Annotated in this window: 21 protein-coding genes; 3 read left to right on the forward strand and 18 right to left on the reverse strand. The window is 52.7% G+C overall.

Going from position 1 to position 19,985, the window contains the following annotated elements:
* Positions 1-63 precede the first annotated feature (63 nt).
* Together tatC and AC27KL_RS16880 are read right to left on the reverse strand one after the other, a co-directional pair.
* Entirely contained in the window at positions 64-819 is a 756-nt protein-coding gene (tatC, locus tag AC27KL_RS16875) for a twin-arginine translocase subunit TatC (protein ID WP_487170429.1), read from the reverse strand.
* Between the two features lie 103 nt (positions 820-922).
* Positions 923-1,615 carry a DUF1232 domain-containing protein gene (locus AC27KL_RS16880; RefSeq protein ID WP_339324127.1) on the reverse strand — a complete coding sequence of 231 codons (693 nt, stop codon included), beginning with the start codon at positions 1,613-1,615 and terminating at the stop codon, positions 923-925.
* Positions 1,616-1,695: 80 nt separating this feature from the next.
* Here AC27KL_RS16880 and ytaF point away from each other — a divergent pair, with 80 nt between their 5' ends.
* Entirely contained in the window at positions 1,696-2,340 is a 645-nt protein-coding gene (gene ytaF / locus AC27KL_RS16885; RefSeq protein ID WP_339324126.1) for a sporulation membrane protein YtaF, read from the forward strand.
* A gap of 49 nt (positions 2,341-2,389) precedes the next feature.
* On the opposite strand, the gene AC27KL_RS16890 is transcribed toward ytaF, so the two are convergent.
* From AC27KL_RS16890 to lspA, 4 genes are all read right to left on the reverse strand, one after another.
* Positions 2,390-3,031 carry a FusB/FusC family EF-G-binding protein gene (locus AC27KL_RS16890; RefSeq protein WP_339324125.1) on the reverse strand — a complete coding sequence of 214 codons (642 nt, stop codon included), beginning with the start codon at positions 3,029-3,031 and terminating at the stop codon, positions 2,390-2,392.
* 325 nt (positions 3,032-3,356) lie between these two features.
* Positions 3,357-4,610, reverse strand: coding sequence for an LL-diaminopimelate aminotransferase (locus AC27KL_RS16895; protein ID WP_036707574.1), 1,254 nt, complete (start codon positions 4,608-4,610; stop codon positions 3,357-3,359).
* 105 nt (positions 4,611-4,715) lie between these two features.
* Positions 4,716-5,639, reverse strand: a complete 924-nt coding sequence (locus AC27KL_RS16900) for an RluA family pseudouridine synthase (protein ID WP_339324124.1) — start codon at positions 5,637-5,639, stop codon at positions 4,716-4,718.
* Positions 5,636-6,133 (reverse strand): signal peptidase II, encoded by a 498-nt coding sequence (lspA, locus tag AC27KL_RS16905; protein WP_339324123.1) that lies wholly within the window; start codon positions 6,131-6,133, stop codon positions 5,636-5,638. Before lspA ends, AC27KL_RS16900 begins: the two co-directional genes overlap by 4 nt.
* Positions 6,134-6,357: 224 nt before the next feature.
* Here lspA and AC27KL_RS16910 point away from each other — a divergent pair, with 224 nt between their 5' ends.
* Positions 6,358-7,107, forward strand: coding sequence for a TraR/DksA C4-type zinc finger protein (locus tag AC27KL_RS16910; protein ID WP_487170430.1), 750 nt, complete (start codon positions 6,358-6,360; stop codon positions 7,105-7,107).
* Positions 7,108-7,133: 26 nt separating this feature from the next.
* Here the strand turns inward: AC27KL_RS16910 and AC27KL_RS16915 are convergent, their stop codons facing one another.
* The 12 genes from AC27KL_RS16915 to spoIIGA all read right to left on the reverse strand — a co-directional run bounded on the left by AC27KL_RS16915 (position 7,134) and on the right by spoIIGA (position 19,220).
* Positions 7,134-7,466 carry a DUF5665 domain-containing protein gene (locus tag AC27KL_RS16915; RefSeq protein WP_445164753.1) on the reverse strand — a complete coding sequence of 111 codons (333 nt, stop codon included), beginning with the start codon at positions 7,464-7,466 and terminating at the stop codon, positions 7,134-7,136.
* 175 nt (positions 7,467-7,641) lie between these two features.
* Positions 7,642-10,734: an isoleucine--tRNA ligase gene (gene ileS, locus AC27KL_RS16920; RefSeq protein WP_487170431.1), complete on the reverse strand. Its 3,093-nt coding sequence runs from the start codon at positions 10,732-10,734 to the stop codon at positions 7,642-7,644.
* A 1,194-nt stretch (positions 10,735-11,928) separates the two neighbouring features.
* Entirely contained in the window at positions 11,929-12,432 is a 504-nt protein-coding gene (locus AC27KL_RS16925) for a DivIVA domain-containing protein (protein ID WP_212947123.1), read from the reverse strand.
* Between the two features lie 153 nt (positions 12,433-12,585).
* Positions 12,586-13,368 carry a YlmH family RNA-binding protein gene (locus tag AC27KL_RS16930; RefSeq protein ID WP_487170432.1) on the reverse strand — a complete coding sequence of 261 codons (783 nt, stop codon included), beginning with the start codon at positions 13,366-13,368 and terminating at the stop codon, positions 12,586-12,588.
* A 7-nt stretch (positions 13,369-13,375) separates the two neighbouring features.
* On the reverse strand, positions 13,376-13,648 hold the full coding sequence (locus AC27KL_RS16935) for a YggT family protein (protein ID WP_036713492.1): 273 nt from the start codon (positions 13,646-13,648) through the stop codon (positions 13,376-13,378).
* 4 nt (positions 13,649-13,652) lie between these two features.
* Positions 13,653-14,096, reverse strand: coding sequence for a cell division protein SepF (locus AC27KL_RS16940; protein WP_036713493.1), 444 nt, complete (start codon positions 14,094-14,096; stop codon positions 13,653-13,655).
* Positions 14,093-14,788 carry a YggS family pyridoxal phosphate-dependent enzyme gene (locus tag AC27KL_RS16945; protein ID WP_487170433.1) on the reverse strand — a complete coding sequence of 232 codons (696 nt, stop codon included), beginning with the start codon at positions 14,786-14,788 and terminating at the stop codon, positions 14,093-14,095. The genes AC27KL_RS16940 and AC27KL_RS16945 overlap by 4 nt, the downstream gene beginning before the upstream one ends.
* Before the next feature lie 7 nt (positions 14,789-14,795).
* A complete protein-coding gene (gene pgeF / locus AC27KL_RS16950) occupies positions 14,796-15,650 on the reverse strand; it encodes a peptidoglycan editing factor PgeF (protein WP_339324118.1) in 855 nt (284 codons plus the stop codon).
* 38 nt (positions 15,651-15,688) lie between these two features.
* Entirely contained in the window at positions 15,689-16,003 is a 315-nt protein-coding gene (locus tag AC27KL_RS16955; RefSeq protein ID WP_036713528.1) for a YlmC/YmxH family sporulation protein, read from the reverse strand.
* 377 nt (positions 16,004-16,380) lie between these two features.
* Positions 16,381-17,163 carry an RNA polymerase sporulation sigma factor SigG gene (gene sigG, locus AC27KL_RS16960; protein WP_160044661.1) on the reverse strand — a complete coding sequence of 261 codons (783 nt, stop codon included), beginning with the start codon at positions 17,161-17,163 and terminating at the stop codon, positions 16,381-16,383.
* Positions 17,164-17,240: 77 nt separating this feature from the next.
* On the reverse strand, positions 17,241-17,963 hold the full coding sequence (sigE, locus tag AC27KL_RS16965) for an RNA polymerase sporulation sigma factor SigE (RefSeq protein WP_036713496.1): 723 nt from the start codon (positions 17,961-17,963) through the stop codon (positions 17,241-17,243).
* Positions 17,964-18,245: 282 nt separating this feature from the next.
* On the reverse strand, positions 18,246-19,220 hold the full coding sequence (gene spoIIGA / locus AC27KL_RS16970) for a sigma-E processing peptidase SpoIIGA (RefSeq protein WP_487170519.1): 975 nt from the start codon (positions 19,218-19,220) through the stop codon (positions 18,246-18,248).
* A 347-nt stretch (positions 19,221-19,567) separates the two neighbouring features.
* Here spoIIGA and AC27KL_RS16975 point away from each other — a divergent pair, with 347 nt between their 5' ends.
* On the forward strand, positions 19,568-19,915 hold the full coding sequence (locus AC27KL_RS16975) for a DUF3221 domain-containing protein (RefSeq protein WP_487170434.1): 348 nt from the start codon (positions 19,568-19,570) through the stop codon (positions 19,913-19,915).
* The last annotated feature ends 70 nt before the right edge of the window (positions 19,916-19,985 follow it).

Genomic DNA, 19,985 nt, shown 5'->3' on the forward strand with positions numbered 1-19,985 from the left:
CAGATCGATTAACGCTTTCATGGGTAACGGTTCCGTTTCCGCCTTACACGGCTTGTCCGCTTATCAAACGGCCCCGTAATTCATCCGGTCCTTGTATTTGACGTCCAGCCGCTGCTGCTTCCGGTATACCAAGCGGGACATCAGCACGCTGATCTCGTATAACACGATGAACGGCAGCGAAACGGAGATATGCGAAAAAAACTCCGGAGGCGAAATCATGCACGCGATAAAAACAAGCACCATATAGGAAACCTTGCGGATCTTCGCAAGTTTCGCCGGCGTCAAAATGCGCAGCCGGGTCAAGAACATCGCGACCACCGGCAGCTCGAAAGCCAAAGAAACCGGCGCCACGATATTCGTCAGGAAAGAAAAATATTGCGCGATGCCGTAGGTTTCGACCAGCCCCAAGTTTTTGGTCGTGTCCGTCGTAAACCGGAAGGCCATCGGAAACACGACGAAATAAGCGAACGCAAAGCCGACGACGATCAGCACAAACGCGGCCGGAATATATTTTAGCGCCGCCCTGCGCTCATCCTTCCGCAGCCCTTGTTTGACGAATCCCCATATTTGGAACAGCGTGAACGGAACCGCCACGATGAGCGACATCGCCGCGGACAAATACATGTAAATTTTGATGCCGTCCAACGGGCTGAACGCGTTCCAAGCGACAAGCGAAGCCGGCGGGCGGCTTTTCAGGAAATGCAGCACGTCCCCGGCAAAAAACATCGACGTAATCATGAACGCCGCAAAAACGGCAAGGATCCAAAACATTCTTTTCCTAATCTCGGATAAATGTTTTTCATAAAGGGACCAATTCATTCGATTCAGCAGGTTCCACAGGTTCAGCAGGGTGATCAGCTCCAGTGATTTTTAAACGTTTCCTAGTTTCCACCTACCACTTTACCATTTTTGCCGGCAAAAATCACGACGGTCTTCGCATCGACTCGAGCCGCTCCAGCACGATCCGGACGGCGATTGCGTCATCGATGTACCCGAATGGAAAGTTGAAGTCCGGTATAATGTCGGTCGCCAAAACGAAATACAGCAGCGCGCTCCCGATGATATGGCGTTCGGCGTCCGGCAATCCGCCCGACTCGTATTCGTCGTACAAATCCCTTAACTGGTCGATATAATAACCCCGGCTCCGCAGCTGGGCGAGCTTATTCAAAAAAGAGCCCTGGATCATTTCCCGCCCTTCATCCGTTTGTGCATAGGCCTCGTATTTCTGCAGCTCCTGGCGAATCCGCCCCGTCATGTTTTCCACGCAAATGCCGCTTCCTTGCAAAGCGTCCCGAAGTTCGCTGATGTCATCCTTCATCTCCTTGGACTCCAAACCCGCGGCGGCTAACAGCTCCCGGACCGGGATTTGCAAATGTTTCGCAAACAGATGGAGCTGCTCCAGCCTTGGCCGCTGCTTGCCGCTAACGATCCGTGAAATCGAAGCCGCATCCATGCCGATGATTCCGCCCAGCTTTCGCATCGACATCGACTTGGCGCGCAATGCGTTTTTGATTAACGCTCCCAGCCTGTTTTGCTCCTGCATGTCCTCGCGATCCGCCGCCATCGTTTCACCGCCTTTTGATTTGCCGTTCACCGTTTGTTGCGTTTTCCTCAACGCTTCCTCAACATTATATGTTCCATACCGTCACTTTTTGTTGCCGGGATTAATAAGATACGATGAGGATTCGGCAATGCATGAACATCATTTCATCAAAGGGAGTGCTGGAGAATATGGTTGCGCCATGGCTTTCGTCGGTTTCCATCGCGCTTGCGTCCAATCTCGATAATGCCGGGGTCGGAGCCGCTTACGGGGTACGAAACATCAAAATCCCTTTTTACGCGAGCGTGGTCATTGCCTTTATGGGTTTTCTGCTGACGCTTATCGGCGGGTTGTTCGGGCAGGTAATCGCTTTGTGGATGCCCCCGCAAATCTGCAACATCATCGGCATGATCATGCTGGTGGCCATCGGCCTTTGGGTGATGCTGCAGCCGATGCTGGAGCAAAAGAAGCCCAGCCCAACGACGCCTTCGGGGTCCATCCAGGAGATATTAAAAAATCCGGAAGCGGCCGATATTGACCGGTCCAAAACCGTCGATTTCAAAGAATCGGTCATTCTCGGCATCGCGCTGTCGATCAATAATTTGGCCGGCGGATTCGACGCGGGGATCACGAGCATCAACATTTGGGAAACGTCGCTTTTTTCAGGCCTGTTCAGCTTGATCTGCATCGGCCTTTGCTCGATGGCGGGCCGCAAAATCGCCGGCGAACGCCTGGGCAAAAGCGCCAGCTGGATTGCGGGCATCCTATTGATTGCGATCGGAGTGCACCAGGTCATCTAATGCCGTCGTCAACTTAAAAAGGCTGCCCTTAAGGGCAGCCTTTGGCGATTTATTTGAGAACGGAGAAAATGAACTTCTCCAGTGATCCTGTATCGGCAATGGACTGATTGCATGCATGGTTATCGATACAGACGTATTGGCCGATGGAAGAGTAGTTATCCGGCAAAGCGCTTTTGGTCTTGACGGTGAAGAAGGCCAGCTCCTGGTGCCGGTTGCAGAACATGCAATACCCCTTCTTGTTGGTCGGCGTGATTCTTCCTTCGATCCCGATGAACTTTCCTTCGTGCGGATACACGATGAACAATCGGTTCGTTGCGACGTCGACCCAGCCGAGATACGTCACAAATCGAAAATCGATGGCCTGCAGATCAGGTACTTTCAATTTTTTGCTTTTAGGAAATAACTTCTGAATCTGCTTCTCCGTAATCGGCGGATAAGGCTCCACGTACGCTTCCAAATCGGTGAGATAATTTTGGAATTCGTATGCCGTCTCGAAGGTCGAAATTCGTTCCAGCATCCGGCGCTGATCTTCCGTTAAGGAAGAAAATGCTTCGGTAATCGTCAAAGCTGCCCGATACCTTACGGTCTCCAGGACTTTCCGGTCCGCGACGGTTCGCAGCGTTCTCAGAAGGAATTCGGTTTGTCTCTTAATTACGTTATACTGATGGTTTCTAATAAATGGTGTACTCATAGCTCTTCAGCCCCTTATTATGATTAAAAAAATGTAATAAGGTGCAAAGCCCGTTATTAGAAACGATAAAATGAAGCTTGGGCGATTGAATCCATTCCATCGCACCTCACGCAAAGTATCGCCCCGAAATCAGGCTTTGCATGAGGACTTCCTAGCTAATGAGCAATTACGCATTGCCATCGATAAGACCCCCAATCATGAATCAATGGAAAAATTATAACAAAAAGTTACAGAAGCCGCAATTGTATGGTTTGGTCATCGACCCCATAAAAAAACGGCCAGCCTGTTGGCTGACCGCTTTTTTTTGCGCTTATAGCACATTCAATTAGAATTCGAATTCGACGTCGCTCAGACGGCGTTTGATTTCGCCGATAACGCGTTTTTCGTCTTCCTCGCCGTTTGCGATGAACGTGACGGAGAAACGGACGAAATGTCCGGCATCATCCCATGGCACGCTGGAGATCAGCTTTTCGCGGATCAGATACTGCGAGAAATCCTCGCCGGATTCGAAACGGATGCCGCCCTTGATCCCTTTCGGCGCCTCCACGTACAGGAAGAAGGAGCCTTTCGGTTTTTCCGCCTGGAATCCGAGCTCGTTCAGCGCGGCAACCAGCATGTCATGCCGGCGGGAATATTTGGCCGCGATTTTTTCGGTAATTTCCGGATGGTACAAGCCGTATGCGGCCGCTTTTTGGATCGCGATGAATTGTCCCGAATCGTTGTTGTCCTTCACGTCGCCGAAAGCCTTGACGACAAGCGGGTTGCCGGCAATAAAGCCGATCCGCCAGCCGGTCATGTTGTAGGACTTGGACAAGGAGTGCAGCTCGACGCCGACGTCTTTCGCCCCCGGAACGGACAAAAAGCTGAGCGGCTTCAACCCGTCATAGGTCAGTGCTGCATACGGGGCGTCATGAACGATGACGACGTTATGCTTTTTCGCCCATTCCACCACTTCGGCGAAAAACTCCACGGTTGCGCTGGCGCCCGTCGGATTGTTCGGGTAGTTCAAATAAAACAGCTTGGCCCGCTTGGCGATGTCTTCGGGGATGGCATTCAAATCCGGAAGGAAGTTGTTTTCCTTTGTCAGTTCGACGTTATAGACTTCCCCGCCCAAATATTTGGTGTGCGTGCCCATCACCGGATATCCCGGAACCGTCATGATCGTCACGTCGCCCGGATTGATGAAACATGAAGGCAGCATGGCCAGCGCCGGTTTGGAACCGATCGAATGCAGCACTTCGGTTTCCGGATCGATGCCTTCGACGCCAAACACTTCCTTCAGGTAATGGGCTGCCGCAACCTTGAATTCAGGGATGCCGTTGTCCGCATACCCGCGGTTTTCAGGCTTGGCCGCTTCTTCGGCAAGCTTGGCGACGATGCCGCTGTCCGCCATCTCATCCGGTTCGCCGACGCCCAGGTCGATCAGTTCGACGCCCGGAAAATCCTTTTTCGCTTGCGCTTTGGCGCGCTTGATCTTCTCGAATTTGTAAATCGCTGTATCTTTACCATAATTGGATCCGCCAATCCGATCCGCAAAATTGTGCTGAATATACGTATGTTGGTATTGTTCGATACTCATTTGTTTCTTCATCTCCCATTTAAGCTAAGTTCCAAAAAACCTACCCTAAATATGAAGGAATCCATGGCTGAATGCCATGGATTAATTATCGTATCATTTGTACTTTCATCGGCTGCGCAGACTTGTGAGCAGCTCTTCCATATCCTGCGGGATATCGGCCGTAAATTCCAAATATTCCCCGCTGGACGGATGGATGAAACCGAGCACTTTCGCATGAAGCGCCTGCCCGTCCATTTTGATGCCTTTGCTGCGCCCGTAGACCGGGTCGCCGACAAGCGGATGACCGATAAATTTCATATGGACGCGAATCTGGTGGGTCCGGCCGGTTTCGAGCTGCAGCTCGAGCAGCGTGTAATCCCCGAACCGCTCCAGCACGGCAAAATGCGTAACCGCGTGTTTGCTGTTTCTTTCGGTGACCGTAAACATTTTGCGGTCGAACGGATCGCGGCCGATTGGCGCATCGACGGTGCCTTGGTCATGGCTGACGTTGCCGTGCACAAGCGCAACATATTTGCGCGTCACGCTGTGATCCTTCAGTTGGGCGGCAAGCGAGGCGTGCGCCTTATCGTTTTTGGCAGCCATCAAGAGGCCCGAGGTGTCTTTGTCGATCCGGTGCACGATCCCCGGCCGCAGTTCCCCGTTAATGCCTGACAGATCCTTGCAGTGATGCATCAGCGCGTTCACCAGGGTGCCGGATGCATGTCCGGGTGCCGGATGCACGACCATTCCCCTCGGTTTGTTCACCACGACGACGTCGCTGTCCTCGTAAGCGATATCGAGCGGAATATCCTCCGGCACGATTTCCACGGCGGCGGGTTCGGGCACGGTCACTTCGAGGACATCCCCCTCGGCCAGTTTATAGTTGGCTTTGACCGGTTTGCCGTTCACTTTAACGTGCCCCGAAGCGATCCAAAGCTGCACCTGCGATCTGGATACGTCCTCTTCCCAAGATTCCGTGATGTATTTGTCGATCCGTTCCTTGGCATAAGCCTCATCGATCACCCATTCCCGGATATCGGCTTCACTCACACGATTTCATTCCCTTCCTTGCTGCCTTCTTCTTTGGTGGTTTTGTTCAAATCGAACAGCGAGTCCAAAATAATGAGCGCCACGCCTACAACGATGCAGGAATCGGCGATGTTGAAGATCGGAAACGTGTAGCTTCCGAAGTTGAACATCAAAAAGTCGACGACTTCCCCGGTCAGCGCCCGATCGAGGAAATTGCCGATCGCCCCGCCAAGCACGAGGCTGAGCGCCGCAGGCAGCAGCTTGCGGGCAGAGGTTTTTCTAACCTTTTGCATGTACCAGATAATGGCGATGACCACAACGACGGTAACGATGATGAAAAACCAGCGTTGGTTCGGAAGAATGCCGAAGGCGGCTCCCCGGTTGCGGCTGGAGGTAATCAGGAAAAAGTTTCCGATCACGGGAATTTCCTGACCAAGCTCCAGTTGTTTTGCAATGATCCATTTGGTCCCCTGGTCCACTAAAAACGCGATGATCGCGAGGATGTAATACCACACAGCTCCATGTCACTCCGTTCTTATCAATTGGGCCTTGCGGCCTTGACGGCTTCACGTCAACTAAGACCTGTATATTGTAGCACAGCACGCCAAACATCGTCCATTAACGTCCATCCCCGAGAAGATTTTCCTTCTGTAAAAGCTCAGCCTTTCGCGCATTCTACAAAAGAAGGAATTGTCTCAAGCGGCATACCGCTGCCGCAAAAGGAAAGGGGCCCGTGATGATGCAGCATCTTACCGCTTCGCAGCTAAAGCATCTGCGCTCCAAGCTGGAAGAGCAGTTGCAATCCTTGCAGCAAAAAGACCAGGAAAACGATTCATACGGCGTAGACGAGTCCATGCGGGACCAAACCGGCGAGCTGTCGCTGATCGATAACCATCCCGGGGACGTGGCTACCGATTTGTACAACCGGGAAGTGGACCTTTTGCTTCAAAACCATGACGACCACCTGATGGAGCTGATCCGCGACGCGCTTGAACGGATGGATCAGGGAACGTACGGCATCTGCCCGGTCTGCAACAAGCCGATCCCATACGAACGACTCGAGGCCGTTCCGATGACGGAATATTGCGTGGAGGATAACCCGAAACACCATGTTTCCGACTACCGGCCGGTGGAGGAATATTTCCTGATGCCGCCATTCGGCCGCACGAGCTTGGATGAACGCGATGACCAAAACGGCTTTGACGGAGAAGACGCTTGGCAGGCGGTCGAAAACTTCGGTACGTCCAATACGCCGGCCTATGCCGAGGATAACGAAGTCCACAGTTATAATGATATGGAGATCGAAGCGTCCGAAGAGCTTGAAGGATGCGTCGAGCCGATGGAAGCTTTCGTCGCCACCGACATGTACGGCAATTTGATCGATATCGTCCGGAACCACCAATACCGAAAATACATGGATTTGGGCGAAGGCATCGACATGTACCAGCTGGCAGAAGAAGAAGAGGACGAAGAGGATTTTCTCCTTTAGCCCGAAAAGGGCGACCCCATCCTCGGTTAATAGGTGTTCAGTTCCATCTGGCGCTGCACAATGCGGACGATATCCGCGATATAGTCCCCGATGATGGGCAAGTTCAGTGCGCCTAATACCTGCAGCACGTAAATGATGGTGGCCGCAAAAAAAGTGAACCCGATCGCGATCCCGACCCCGCGCGCCGTTCCCGAAAGCAGATTAAGCCAGATCAAACGAAAAGGCTTGTGAAGAAGCTGGGTGTAGTCGGCGATGCGCGACTTTTCCATCTCGCTTGCGATTTGGACCGTGAGCTGGTAGATCCGGTTCAGCTGCTCTTTCTCGGCCGCAGATCCGCCTGTATTCTCATCATTGACCATAGATGACTTCCCCTTCATAAAAGCTGTCGCGAAGAAAAACAAACGAGCCTGCAAGCCGCCGGAGCGATCCGGCGCCTTAAGGCTCGTTTATTCCTTTTGACTGCTATTATTTGCCTAAAGCCTGCCTCTCATTCAGCAAGGAAGCTCTTTGGGGCTTTATTTTTTAAAACAGGCCTCAATCAGCGATGCGAATGCCAAGCGTTTTGCCTGCCAATTCGACGGTTTCCATGCCGGCTTCTTGGCCGAATACGACGTCTTTGACCAACACGTTTTCGCGAAGCACATGGTCGAAGGCTTGGATCGCCCCGGTCAGCTCCTCGTCCGCGTCCAAAACGAGCGTGACGCGTTTTTCGATCGGCAGATCCAGCTTTTTGCGGTAATCCTGCACGGCGCGGACCACTTCCCGGACCCAGCCTTCCTGCTCGAGCTCAGGCGTGATCTCGGTATTCAAGGCAACCGTGATGCCGTAACCGGAGGCCGACGCGAATCCGCTCTTGGCATGTTTTTCGACGAGCAATTCGTCGGCGGTGATCTGAAGCTCTTCGCCTTCCGGAGAGGTCACGTGGATGCCCCCGGATTGCACGGCCGCTCTCGTTTCCTCCGGAGACAAGCCTTTCAGGAAGCCTTGAAGGAAGCCGATGTTTTTGCCGTATTTTTTGCCGGCGACTTTCAAATTCATTTTGAGCGTAAAGTCCACAAACCCGCTGTCGCTTGTTTCCAGCACGAGATTTTTGACGTTGATTTCTTCCTTGATGATCTCCTGGTAGCCGGCCGCGTCAAACGAACGGTCCATGGATACGATCAGCTCGGACAATGGCTGACGCGTTTTGATGCCGGTTTCGTTGCGCACGTTGCGGGCAAGCTCGACGATTTGCCGCGCCGCTTCCATGTCAGCTTCAAGCGTTTTGTCGATCAGCGATTCGTCGGCTTGCGGGAAGTCCGCCAGATGCACGCTTTCGCCTCCGCCAAGGTTGGTGTAAATGTCCTCGGAGAGGAACGGCGTATACGGCGCCATCAATTTCGAAAGCGTCAGCAGCACGTGCGTCAACGTACCGTATGCGGCAAGTTTGTCTTCGGTCAGGCCGCTGCCCCAGAAACGGTCGCGGGAACGGCGGATGTACCAGTTGCTGAGTTCGTCGATGAATCCTTCGATGCCTTTTGCCGAATTCAGGAAGTCGTTGACCGCAAGCCCTTTGTCGACCAATTGGATCAGGCTGTTCAAGCGGGACAGGATCCAGCGGTCGAGCTTGTTGTCGGATGGCTTGAAAGGATGCTCGGCCGGATCGTAACCGTCGATGTTCGCGTACAACGTCAGGAACGAATGGGTGTTCACGAGAGTATCCACGACCTTGGACTTGGCTTCCGCGACGATGCCCTTGGAGAACCGTTTGCTGTTCCATGGCGCGCTGTCGGCCAGCAATGCCCAGCGGAACGCGTCCGTGCCGAATTCGTTGATGATATCCCACGGATCGATGACGTTGCCTTTGGATTTGGACATCTTTTGTCCGTTTTCATCCAAGATGTGGCCCGTCGCGATAACCGCTTTGTAAGGCGCCACGCCTTTAAAGAGGGTGGATACCGCCAGCAAGCTGTAGAACCAGCCGCGGGTTTGGTCGATCCCTTCGCAGATCATGTCGGCCGGGAACTGCTCTTCGAAGGTGCTCTCGTTTTCGAACGGATAATGATGCTGCGCAAACGGCATCGAACCGCTGTCGAACCATACGTCGATAACTTCGGAGGTGCGTTCCATCACGCCGCCGTCGCAGTGCGGACATTTGACTTTCACTTCGTCCACGTAAGGTTTGTGCAGCTCAAAATCGTCGGGCAGCGCCGTGGTCGCATGTTCTCTCAAATCCGCAAAGCTGTGCGGAGCGTATTCTTTTTTACAGGAGTCGCACACCCAAACATTCAGCGGCGTACCCCAGTAACGGTTCCGGCTGATATTCCAATCCACCAGATCTTCAAGGAATTTGCCGAAACGGCCTTCGCGGATATGGCCCGGGAACCATTCGACGCCGTTGTTGTTGGCGATCAGCTGATCTTTGACGGCCGTCGTTTCGATGAACCAGCTTTCCATCGCATAATACAGCAGCGGGGATTTGCAGCGCCAGCAGAACGGATAGCTGTGCTCGTATTTTTCCTTGCTGAACAAAAGGCCTTTTTCCGACAGCATCTTCACGATGTCCAAATCGCAATCCTTCACGAAACGTCCGGCCAGATCCGTAACCTCATCGGTGTAGCGGCCTTGGGCGTTAACGACGCTGACGAAGCTGATGCCGTTTTCGCGGCATGTTCTGTAGTCGTCTTCACCGTGCGCAGGCGCCATATGGACGATACCGGTACCGCTTGCGTCCGTGACGAACGAAGCGCCGACGATCAGGTTGCCCTTTTCCGGATTGATGTACGTAAATGGCGGCGTGTAGGTTTTTCCGATAAACTCGGAACCTTTGTGCGTGGACAACACTTGATAATCTTCTTTCATCACGTCTTCGACCAGATTTTTGGCCACGATGTACACTTCGCCGTTTTTTTGCACGCGCGCATAATCCATATCCGGATTCATCGCGAGTGCAACGTGAGCCGGCAGCGTCCAAGGGGTGGTCGTCCAGGCAAGCACGTAGTCGCCGCTGTCATGCAGCTTGAATTTGGCCGTGGCGCTCAAGTCTTTGACATCTTCGTAGCCTTGGGCCACTTCGTGGGAGCTGAGCGTCGTTTGGCAGCAAGGGCAATACGGGCTTACGCGGTGACCGCGGTACAGCAGGCCTTTGTCATGAATCGTCGCGAGGATGTTCCACACGCTTTCGATGTAGTTGTTTTCAAGCGTGATGTAAGGATGATCCAGATCGGTCCAATAGCCGATGGCCTCGGTCAGCTCTCTCCATTGTTTTTCATATTCGAATACGCTGGCTTTACATTTTTTAATGAATTCTTCCACGCCGTATTTTTCGATCTCTTGTTTGCCGGAGATGCCCAGCTGTTTTTCCACGCCGAGTTCGACCGGCAGGCCGTGGGTATCCCAGCCCGCTTTGCGGACGACGCGGTAGCCTTTCATCGTTTGGTAGCGGCCGATAAAGTCTTTGATGACGCGGCCGAGAACGTGCCCGATATGCGGCGCGCCGTTCGCCGTCGGCGGACCTTCGTAAAACACGTAGTTCGGACTGCCTTTGCGGTTTTCCATCGATCTGCGGAAGGTGTCTTCCTCGTTCCATTTTTTGAGCACGCGCAGGTCGCGTGTGCGCGCTTTTTCTTTGACATCGACTTTTAACATCATATTCAACCTCCAAAATCTTTCAAAAGATTTCCCATCCCCCTAAATCCCCCTTCATAAGGGGGACCCCAAGGGCTTCCGCCCTCTGGACTCCCGAAATGGGTTTTCCCATCCCCCTAAATCCCCCTTCGTAAGGGGGACCCCGAGGGCTTCCGCCCTCTGGACTCCCGAAATGGGTCGGGAGGAGTCACAGAGTACAGACTTTGATACTATTTATGTGATTCCCGCTTTTCGCCCCGATTCTTTGCATTCGCAAAGAACGGGGCACGCTATACGGACGCGCTATCTAGTTTCAAACAAAAAGTTACTCCTTGCGCCACTCCCATCGCACGCATGAAAGGTTCCCGATGACGATCCGAAGGGAGTCGAGGAAGAACCGGGCACACCACCTAAAGCCCCTGTAGTGCACCACACCCCATGCACGCATGGAAGGTTCCCGATGGCGATCCGAAGGGAGCCGAGGAAGAACCGATCACACCTCCAAAAGCCCCTGTAGTGCGCCGCACCCATCGCACGCATGAAAGGTTCCCGATGACGATCCGAAGGGAGTCGAGGAAGAACCGGGCACACCACCTAAAGCAGCTTTAGCGCGCCACACCCCATGCACGCATGGAAGGTTCCCGATAGCGAACCGCAAGGAAGCTGAGGAAGAACCGGGCACTCCTCCAAAAGCAGCTTTAGCGAGCCACTCCCCCTCCCTACGCCGAACTTTCGGGTGTCCAGAGGGCAGCGCTCTCTGGGGTCCCCCTTTGGAAAGGGGGATTTAGGGGGATTCGATAAAACAAACACAAATAAAGCCTCATCCCTAAAAGGGACGAGGCTTCTGCTCGCGTGACCACCCTAATTCCGCTCATAGAGAAACAAGCTCTCCTGAACGACTCCTCAAGTCCTCGCCTTACCGGATATTCATCAACCCAAATCCGCCGTCAGCAAGGAGCCGATATAACGTTCGGCATGCCGGCTCGGCTTACGCACGTTAACGCTAACGCTTCAGCTTCGCTTCTCCGGGAGGATCTTCGGCTTCGGTCTGAACGCCGGCTCTCAGCAAATGCCGGCTCTCTGGAGAACATATCCAAAGCTTACTTATCCCATCATGGAATCCATATGCATTCAAATGCTGCCGCCACTTCGAGCGACAACCGATATGACTATAGTTATAGCCCTTTTTGAATCAAAAGTCAACCAAGCAGAAGCCTAGTACACTTCGTTAGCTTCTCGCGTACTCCGGGATTCGCCGGACGATTCCAAGGCATCCCAGCTTTCCTGGCTCAAAAGCTCCAACTGCGCTTCCACCAGCGTCCGGAAACGGGTGCGGTAAATGGAAGCCTGCTTTTTTAATTCTTCCACTTCCATCGCGATTTTACGCGACTTGGCCAGCGACTCGTTGATGATCCGGTCCGCGTTCTTCTCGGACTCTTTAATGATCAGCTGGGCTTCTTTCTTGGCGTTGTTTTTGACCTCGTCGGCCGCTTCCTGCGCCACGATGATCGTTTTCGAAAGCGTCTCTTCGATATTGAGGAAATGGTCCAACCGTTCCTGCAACGACATCAGCTGATTATGAAGTTCCTTGTTTTCACGGATGACGCTCTCATAATCCTTGATGACCTGATCGAGGAATTCATTCACTTCATCCTCGTCATAGCCCCGGAGCCTGCGGGAAAACTCCTTGTTATGTATGTCGAGCGGCGTTAATGGCATAGATGTGCACCTCCTAAGAATGTCCAGGTCTCCCTGTGTTATCAAACGGATCTGGATACAGCCCACTTGGAATGTATCGGCCGAAGTAAATGATTTGATTAGCATTCGCTTGAATTACATTTCGACAGGAATAACCTATTTCCTGCTGCGAGTCTACACAAATTTACCTATTTTAACCCGGTAGCGTCCTTTTTTGGTTACGTCCCCCGCCTCAAGCACCTTGAAACGGCCGAACCCCTGCATCGATACGACGTCTCCGGCTTTCAGGGGAGCCGACGGGTCCTCGACGGTTTTCCAGTTCACGCGGCACCGTCCGGCCCGAATCGGGATCAGCACTTTGCTCCGGCTGAGCCTGTACACGTCGGAGGCGATCCCGTCAAGACGCAGCGACGCAACCGTAATATCCATCGGCTCCAGCGTCACCTTGTTCGTGCGAAGCTGCTCGATCGGCAAAATTTCGCTCTGAACGTGCACGCGGTGCACCTGGTTCAGGTTCATATCCAGAAAAGCGCTGATTTCTTCGCAAACCACCGTGTGACAGCCGTGCTCCAGCACATGGATGTCGCCGATTTTGGAACGTTTGATGCCAAGGCCCAAAATCGATCCCATATAATCGCCGTGCTCCAGCGACAGAAACTTCTGATCCGCGGAATCGATGCTAAGCACCTTTAATTTCATGTCCTCCGCGTCCAAATCGCTATAGTCCGGGGCGATCAGCGCCCGTTTCCGTTCCGCCTCCCCGTACCCTCCGTCAAACCGCGCATGCACGTCCGGATGGCGATTCACCAGCGATTCCACGATAAATGCCTGTCTTGGATCCAGAAAATCCGTCAGTCTCGTCTCATGGTATTGGCCCGCGTTCACAACCCACTCCCAGGCCCGGTCCACAAACTCGCGTTCGTCGGGATGAAAATGCTCGTAAATGTCCAGCTTCATCGCTCACTCACGCCCAAAAATACAGCAGTATCGCAATGACGCCCCGCTCGGCAAATTGCAGCACCAGCAGCGCAATGATCGGCGAAATGTCGAGCATGCCCGCGATCGGAGGAATAAAACGGCGAAACGGCGACAAGTACGGCTCCACCAGCTTGCCCAGAAGCTCGCCGATAAAGCTTTCGCGCAGGTTCGGAAGCCAAGACATCAGCACGTACACGATAATCATGTAAAAATAAATTTGAAACAGATACTGCACGATCGTAATTATTTCGGCCAAAATCGGCTCACCTCATTCTGTTGTAATCATGTTCATCCGCAAGTATTTCGGAAATGGTGCCAGAGATTTCGACCGTATCCGGGGTACATAAAAAGATGTTCCCCCCGACCTTGGAAATACTGCCGCTCAAGGCATAAACCGTTCCGCTGAGAAAATCGATGATCCGGAGCGCCTGGTCGGTGCGGACGCGCTGCAGGTTGACGACCACGGTCCGATGGGACCGCAAATGATCGGCGATTTCCTGGGCTTCGTCATAGGAACGCGGTTCGTGGAGGATGACCTTGACGTTTTTTTGCGAATGAATGCTAACCACATTGTTTCCCCTTGGGTTTCTACGTGTTTCCACCGGCGGAGTTTCAACTTCTTCTTCAACGGGGAGCTGTTCCCGCTCCACGATTTCCTCCTGCTCCTGCAACCCCAAAAAAGACATGAATTTATTCATAACGCTCATCCTTCCCCCTCCTCTTTCCCTACTAAAATGCTGCCTAAGCGGATCCAAGTCGCTCCTTCCTCGATCGCCACTTCAAAATCGTTAGACATGCCCATGGAAAGTTCCGTTAACGGTTCCCGCGTAACGCCCTTGCGGTTTAATTCATCCCTTAACTCGCGCAGCCCCCTGAAAACGAAACGGGTTGCTTCCGCATCGTCTTCAAAAGGAGCCATCGTCATCAATCCGATCACTTTAATATGGGAAAAGCTTTGAATGTCCTGCAAAAACGCTGCCGCTTCCCCGGGAGCCAAGCCGTATTTGCTGTCTTCCCCGGAAACGTTGACCTGCAAAAAGGTTTTGACTGTAAGCCCGCGCGCGGCGGCCTGCTTCTCGAGTTCCTTCGCAAGCGAAAGCCTGTCCAGCGAATGGATATACTCGAACCTCCCGATCACGTCCTTCACTTTATTGGTCTGCAGGTGACCGATAAAATGCCACGTTCCCCGGTGGCCGAGCGCCTCCCATTTATCCTGGGCGTTTTGCCACCGATTTTCGCCGATGTGCTCCAGCCCGCCGTCCAGCACCTTCGCCGTCATCGCTGCCGAAACGTACTTCGTTACCGCAACGGTTTTTACTTCCTGGGGCGCTCTGCCGCTCCGCAGACATGCTTGTTCAATGCGTTTATTGACTTCCTGTATCCGCTCTTCCAACGTCATGGAAGGCTCACCTCTCTTTTAGCCCGATCCAACTCGCCATTCGTCCTGTCGTTCCCCCATCCTTCCGGTATGAGAAAAACAGATCGTTACGACAGCTCGTACACCATGATGTACATTCGATATGTGTCGGCAATATTCCTGCTTTAATCATAATGTGTCGATTCAATTCTTTCAAGTTGAGCATGTATTTGCCGTCTTCTTTGGCTATGTAACAATCCGAAACGGAATATTCGTCATTACCCAGGAAATCTTTTTCTAAATCATGGACATAAGACATAACTTTTCCATCTACCTCATAGCAGCAGAATCCGATGGACGGGCCGATCGCAGCCCTGATATCTTCCGTCCGGCTTCCAAAAGATTCCTGCATGCGCTCAACCATGTTGGCCGCGATACGGGCTACCGTTCCTTTCCAGCCAGCATGCGCCAACCCGGCAACTTCTTTTACCGGATCATAAAAAAACAAAGGCACGCAATCGGCATAAAAGGACGTCAGCAGCACGCCCGGTACGTTGGTCAACAGCCCATCCGTATCCTGAACGGCGGATTCCCGGGTCAGGCTTCCCGCCCCCGCCAAACGTTCGTCAATGATCGCGATATCGGCGCGGTGGACCTGTTCCCCGCATGTCCATGCATCGAGCGTGAATCCGAGCCGGCCTGCAATAAGCTTGCGGTTGGAAATGACGTCCTCAGGACGGTCGCCGACGTGAAAAGCGCAATTCAAAGAATCGTAAGGCGCTTGGCCGACGCCCCCGTTCCGCCCGGTAAACCCGGCACTGATGCCGTCATAGCGGCTCATCCAGGGCTCCAACATAAAAAGCGCCGGCTGCCCTTGCTCCTCTTTCAACACAAACGGTTCCATTCCATTTCACCTCAACTTCCAGTGTACCACATCAGCCCTCACAAATCCCTGTAATTTCGGCGGTCCCGTTCCTGCCGTTCCCCGTAAGACGAAGCATCTTTTTCGTTTGGCAGCGTTTTGAGTTCCTCCATTTTGACCAGAACGACGTCCGACCCGATTTTGACGATGTTTTGCCATGGAATCACCAGGTCCGCCCCTCCGCCGAACAGCCCCAAAAATTTATTGTAGCTAGGCACGACGATCGCCTCGATTCGGCCCTGGCGAAGATCCAGCTCCAGATCGCTGATTTGCCCGAGCCGTTTGCCGTCTACGATATTGATGACGTCTTTGGTTTGAAAATCGGATATTTTCATGTGAATCCCCACCGATTGTTTTTCTGGAATCAACGTCTGCAGCCCCTTTTCCTCCTAAGTTTCCGTGCCTGAATATCCGCTACCGCATCTTGATATATGTATATGTTCCCTTTGGGCAAAATGCCCTTCTTTTTGAAAATTGCCCGGCCATGCGGATGTTCCGATAAGATACACCCGGCATGCCTTCCGCCCAAAGATTTTAGAAGGCCGCGCACGCATGAAAACGCGACATTCCACATAGTCTGATGGAGAGCTGGCGCTGATGGACGATCCATCTAAAAAAGCGACCCGGAACGGATCGCTTTTAGGTTTATAGGCTTGGCAAAGAGAACGCAGCGAAACGCTTCAAGCCAATCCTCAATATTCAATTTTTAAGGTTACGATTTCACATGCTTTTGCATTTGTTGGATGGCCGATTTTTCCAAACGGGACACCTGAGCTTGGGAAATGCCGATTTCGTCGGCGACCTCCATTTGGGTTTTGCCTTCGAAAAAGCGCATGGAAAGAATCATTTTTTCCCGCTGGCCGAGTCTTTGCATCGCTTCGCGCAGGGCAATTTCTTCAATCCATTGCACATCCTTGTTTTTGTCGTCGCTGATTTGATCCATCACATAGATGGGATCGCCGCCGTCATGGTAAATCGGTTCGAACAGCGACACGGGATCCTGGATCGCGTCCAGGGCAAAAACGACATCCTCTTTGGGCACGTTGAGCACTTCGGAAATTTCGAAAATCGTCGGTTCCCGGGAATTTTGGTTGGTCAGGGAATCGCGCACCTGGAGCGCCTTGTAGGCGATGTCGCGCAGCGATCTCGAGACCCGGATCGGATTGTTGTCCCTCAGGTACCTGCGGATTTCGCCGATGATCATCGGAACCGCATAGGTCGAAAATTTCACGTTTTGCGACAAGTCAAAATTATCAATAGCCTTCATCAGTCCGATACAGCCTACCTGAAACAAATCGTCGACAAATTCCCCCCGATTGTTGAAGCGCTGAATGACGCTGAGCACCAGTCTCAAATTGCCATTCACGAGCTTTTCTCTGGCTGACCGTTCGTTGTGTTGCTGCAAGGAGTGGAACAATTCCCGCATTTCCACGTTGGTGAGGACCGGCAATTTAGCGGTATCCACACCACAAATTTCGACTTTGTTTCGGGTCATGATGATTTACCTCCCAAGGAGAAACATTAATGTACATTATCTCCCTGGGGGCTCATTTTATTCCTTGCAAAAATTTGCTACACCATCTTGTTGAACTCCTTGCGGAGTCTTTTGATGATCCTTTTTTCGAGCCTGGATATGTAGGATTGGGAAATCCCGAGCATATCCGCAACATCTTTTTGCGTCTTTTCTTCGCCGTCCTGAAGGCCGAAACGCAGCTCCATGATCGTGCGCTCCCGGTCGGTCAGCTTTTCGAGCGCCTTGTGAAGCAGCTTCCGGTCGACCTGCTCCTCGATATTGCGGTAGATCGTATCGTTTTCGGTTCCAAGGACATCGGACAGGAGCAGTTCGTTGCCGTCCCAATCGATGTTCAGCGGCTCGTCGAAAGAAACCTCGCTGCGGATTTTGCTGTTGCGGCGCAGATACATCAATATTTCGTTTTCGATGCAACGCGACGCGTAGGTGGCGAGCTTGATCTTTTTTTCGGGGTCGAACGTGTTGACCGCCTTGATCAGCCCGATGGCGCCGATGGACACCAGATCCTCGATGTTGATGCCGGTGTTTTCAAACTTGCGGGCAATGTAGACGACCAGGCGCAGATTGCGCTCAATCAGCATCGACCTGATTGCCGCATCCCCCGTCGGGAGCCGCTGCAGGAGATACTCCTCTTCCTCCCGGGTCAGCGGGGGAGGGAGCGCCTCGCTGCCGCCGATATAGTAGATTTCTTCGCTTTTCAGTCCCAGCAGAAAAAGGAATCGATAATATTGCAGCTGCGCGATCAATCGCCATTTTACAAGCATTTGTCGTCCTCCTAAAAGTTTCCCGAAGGGAAACTATCTTCGTAAGCATTTGCTTAAGTTTCCCGAAGGGAACTGTCTTCGTAAGCATTTGCTTAATTTCCCGAAGGGAAATTTGACTTCGTAAGCATTGGCTTAAGTTTCCCAAAGGGAACCTGTCTTCGTAAGCTTCATTCCGTTTCCTCTTCAACGCTTCAAAAATAGAACCAGCATGCCATAGCATCATTTCGCCCCCAGAACGTCAGCCTGGCAGGGCTTGCAGCATTTCCAATCCCGCTTCAACCGCTACAGATGGATCGACGTCGGTTTAACCGGCGCCTGCGCCTCGGATTTCACGACGTTTTCCTCCTGCACCAGCTCCGGGTGAATGATGGCCTGATAGGACCTGTCGCCTGACAATTGGCCGCCGTCAAGTCCGATCAACACCTTCGCGGCACGGCTTGTCTGATTCCCGATTCGGATGTCCACGGTGTCCGGTTTGATCGCCAGCATAAAGGCAGACCCCCGGTTTACGCCCCGGTACGGCACCAGGCGCAGCCGATCCCGCCATTCGAATTCGGCAGCGTCCAGCTCAAGCAGCAGTTTGTCCGGTTCTCCCTCAGCAAGCCGCTGCAGCCAAGCGGCAGGCAGCTTTTCCTTCCAAAGCGATGCCTCCATGACCATGACGGGGGTTCGCGTTAGCGGATCCGACAGCTGGTTCCCGGTATCAAGCAACCCGTTGCAGCTCACGGTATACCCTCCGATCGTCACGCTTACTTCTCCCATGTAGGTTTGCCTGTTCTCCAGCTTCCGGCGCGTGGAATAAACGGATTTAAACCATAAAAGCACCCCGAAACACGTTATGAACGTAAACCAAAAACCGATTTTCAGCTCAAACGAAAGCCCCCCGGAAGCCGTAAACCATATGCCGTTAAAAATTTCTCCCGTGTTCTTTAGCAAATAATGGATTCCGATGATGCCGCCGGCTGCCGCGAAGTTGATCATATAAAAAGCTCCCGTGTTCCGGATATAGTTTTGCAGACTTCCGAATCCGAAAGCGATCCAGAGCATCAACAGTGACAAGGCGAATTTGAGCATAAACGTATACATAAAGGAAAGTTCGGGCAGGAACATCATGACGACGTACATCGCGCCTACCGTTGACGACGCCGCAAGCCGCCACCAGCGCAGCCGCTGCTTTCTCATCCAGGCCGTCAGCCACAGCAGGGCGCCGTCGATCAACAGATTGGTGATGAAAATCAGATCAATATAAACAACCAGCCCCATCACCTGCCTGCTTATCATGGATTCTTTCGGAAATTGATATGACTAGCTTTGAATGATTCGGTTTATAAGTGGCTTTAGACTTGGGAGATGTATTTAGTATAAAAAGATCCCTATCCAAAGTCTGTCTAAAATTGGGGGCCGGACTTCAACTTTTTTTGTCGAGTCCCGCTGCTTTTTGAGAGGCGGTTCGCAAGCGTTTACCCTGAGTGCCGCAACTCCCGAACCCGCCAAAATAGAAAGGAAACTCCTCGCCATGGGCTGAAACATTCCGGCCTCCCTGTTCGTTAGATTAAAAAAGCGCAGCAATACGTTCTGAAAATCGTTCGTGCGGAGGAATAACGATGAGCAAAATCATGATGTGGCTGTTCGTGCTCCTGGCGTGGATAGCTGGCCCTCCCTCGCCGGATCGCGCAGCCGAGGAACGTTGGGACGTTAAGGAAGGTTACGTCGTGGCCAAAGAAGACGGGAGGGTTTTGGCGGTTCGCGACAAAGTTCCGGATCGGCACACGCCGCTGAATCGAATTTTGGAGGAAGCGATGCCCAATGCGATCTGGCTTACGATTAGCCCTGCGGATTATCATGCCGTGGAGATCGGGGATCATATCGGCATTTCGATCCCGAACGGGGCCATCAATCAATCCTATCCCGCTCAAGCGGCGGCCGATGTGAAAAAGTTGAATTCCCCTTGAATCAGGACCAGGATCAACCGGACGCTGCCGGTTGGACTACTCCAAGCCGTACTCAAATGCTCCAACATGC

The organism is Paenibacillus sp. YAE3, from assembly GCF_057546105.1.

Coding starts and splice junctions, on each gene's coding strand:
- tatC (WP_487170429.1), bottom strand. CDS start 819: ATGAATTGGTCCCTTTATGAAAAACATTTATCCGAGATTAGGAAAAGA.
- ytaF (WP_339324126.1), top strand. CDS start 1,696: ATGAACATCATTTCATCAAAGGGAGTGCTGGAGAATATGGTTGCGCCA.
- AC27KL_RS16890 (WP_339324125.1), bottom strand. CDS start 3,031: ATGAGTACACCATTTATTAGAAACCATCAGTATAACGTAATTAAGAGA.
- AC27KL_RS16895 (WP_036707574.1), bottom strand. CDS start 4,610: ATGAGTATCGAACAATACCAACATACGTATATTCAGCACAATTTTGCG.
- AC27KL_RS16910 (WP_487170430.1), top strand. CDS start 6,358: ATGCAGCATCTTACCGCTTCGCAGCTAAAGCATCTGCGCTCCAAGCTG.
- AC27KL_RS16915 (WP_445164753.1), bottom strand. CDS start 7,466: ATGGTCAATGATGAGAATACAGGCGGATCTGCGGCCGAGAAAGAGCAG.
- ileS (WP_487170431.1), bottom strand. CDS start 10,734: ATGTTAAAAGTCGATGTCAAAGAAAAAGCGCGCACACGCGACCTGCGC.
- AC27KL_RS16925 (WP_212947123.1), bottom strand. CDS start 12,432: ATGCCATTAACGCCGCTCGACATACATAACAAGGAGTTTTCCCGCAGG.
- AC27KL_RS16930 (WP_487170432.1), bottom strand. CDS start 13,368: ATGAAGCTGGACATTTACGAGCATTTTCATCCCGACGAACGCGAGTTT.
- AC27KL_RS16940 (WP_036713493.1), bottom strand. CDS start 14,096: ATGAGCGTTATGAATAAATTCATGTCTTTTTTGGGGTTGCAGGAGCAG.
- AC27KL_RS16945 (WP_487170433.1), bottom strand. CDS start 14,788: ATGACGTTGGAAGAGCGGATACAGGAAGTCAATAAACGCATTGAACAA.
- pgeF (WP_339324118.1), bottom strand. CDS start 15,650: ATGGAACCGTTTGTGTTGAAAGAGGAGCAAGGGCAGCCGGCGCTTTTT.
- AC27KL_RS16955 (WP_036713528.1), bottom strand. CDS start 16,003: ATGAAAATATCCGATTTTCAAACCAAAGACGTCATCAATATCGTAGAC.
- sigG (WP_160044661.1), bottom strand. CDS start 17,163: ATGACCCGAAACAAAGTCGAAATTTGTGGTGTGGATACCGCTAAATTG.
- sigE (WP_036713496.1), bottom strand. CDS start 17,963: ATGCTTGTAAAATGGCGATTGATCGCGCAGCTGCAATATTATCGATTC.
- AC27KL_RS16975 (WP_487170434.1), top strand. CDS start 19,568: ATGAGCAAAATCATGATGTGGCTGTTCGTGCTCCTGGCGTGGATAGCT.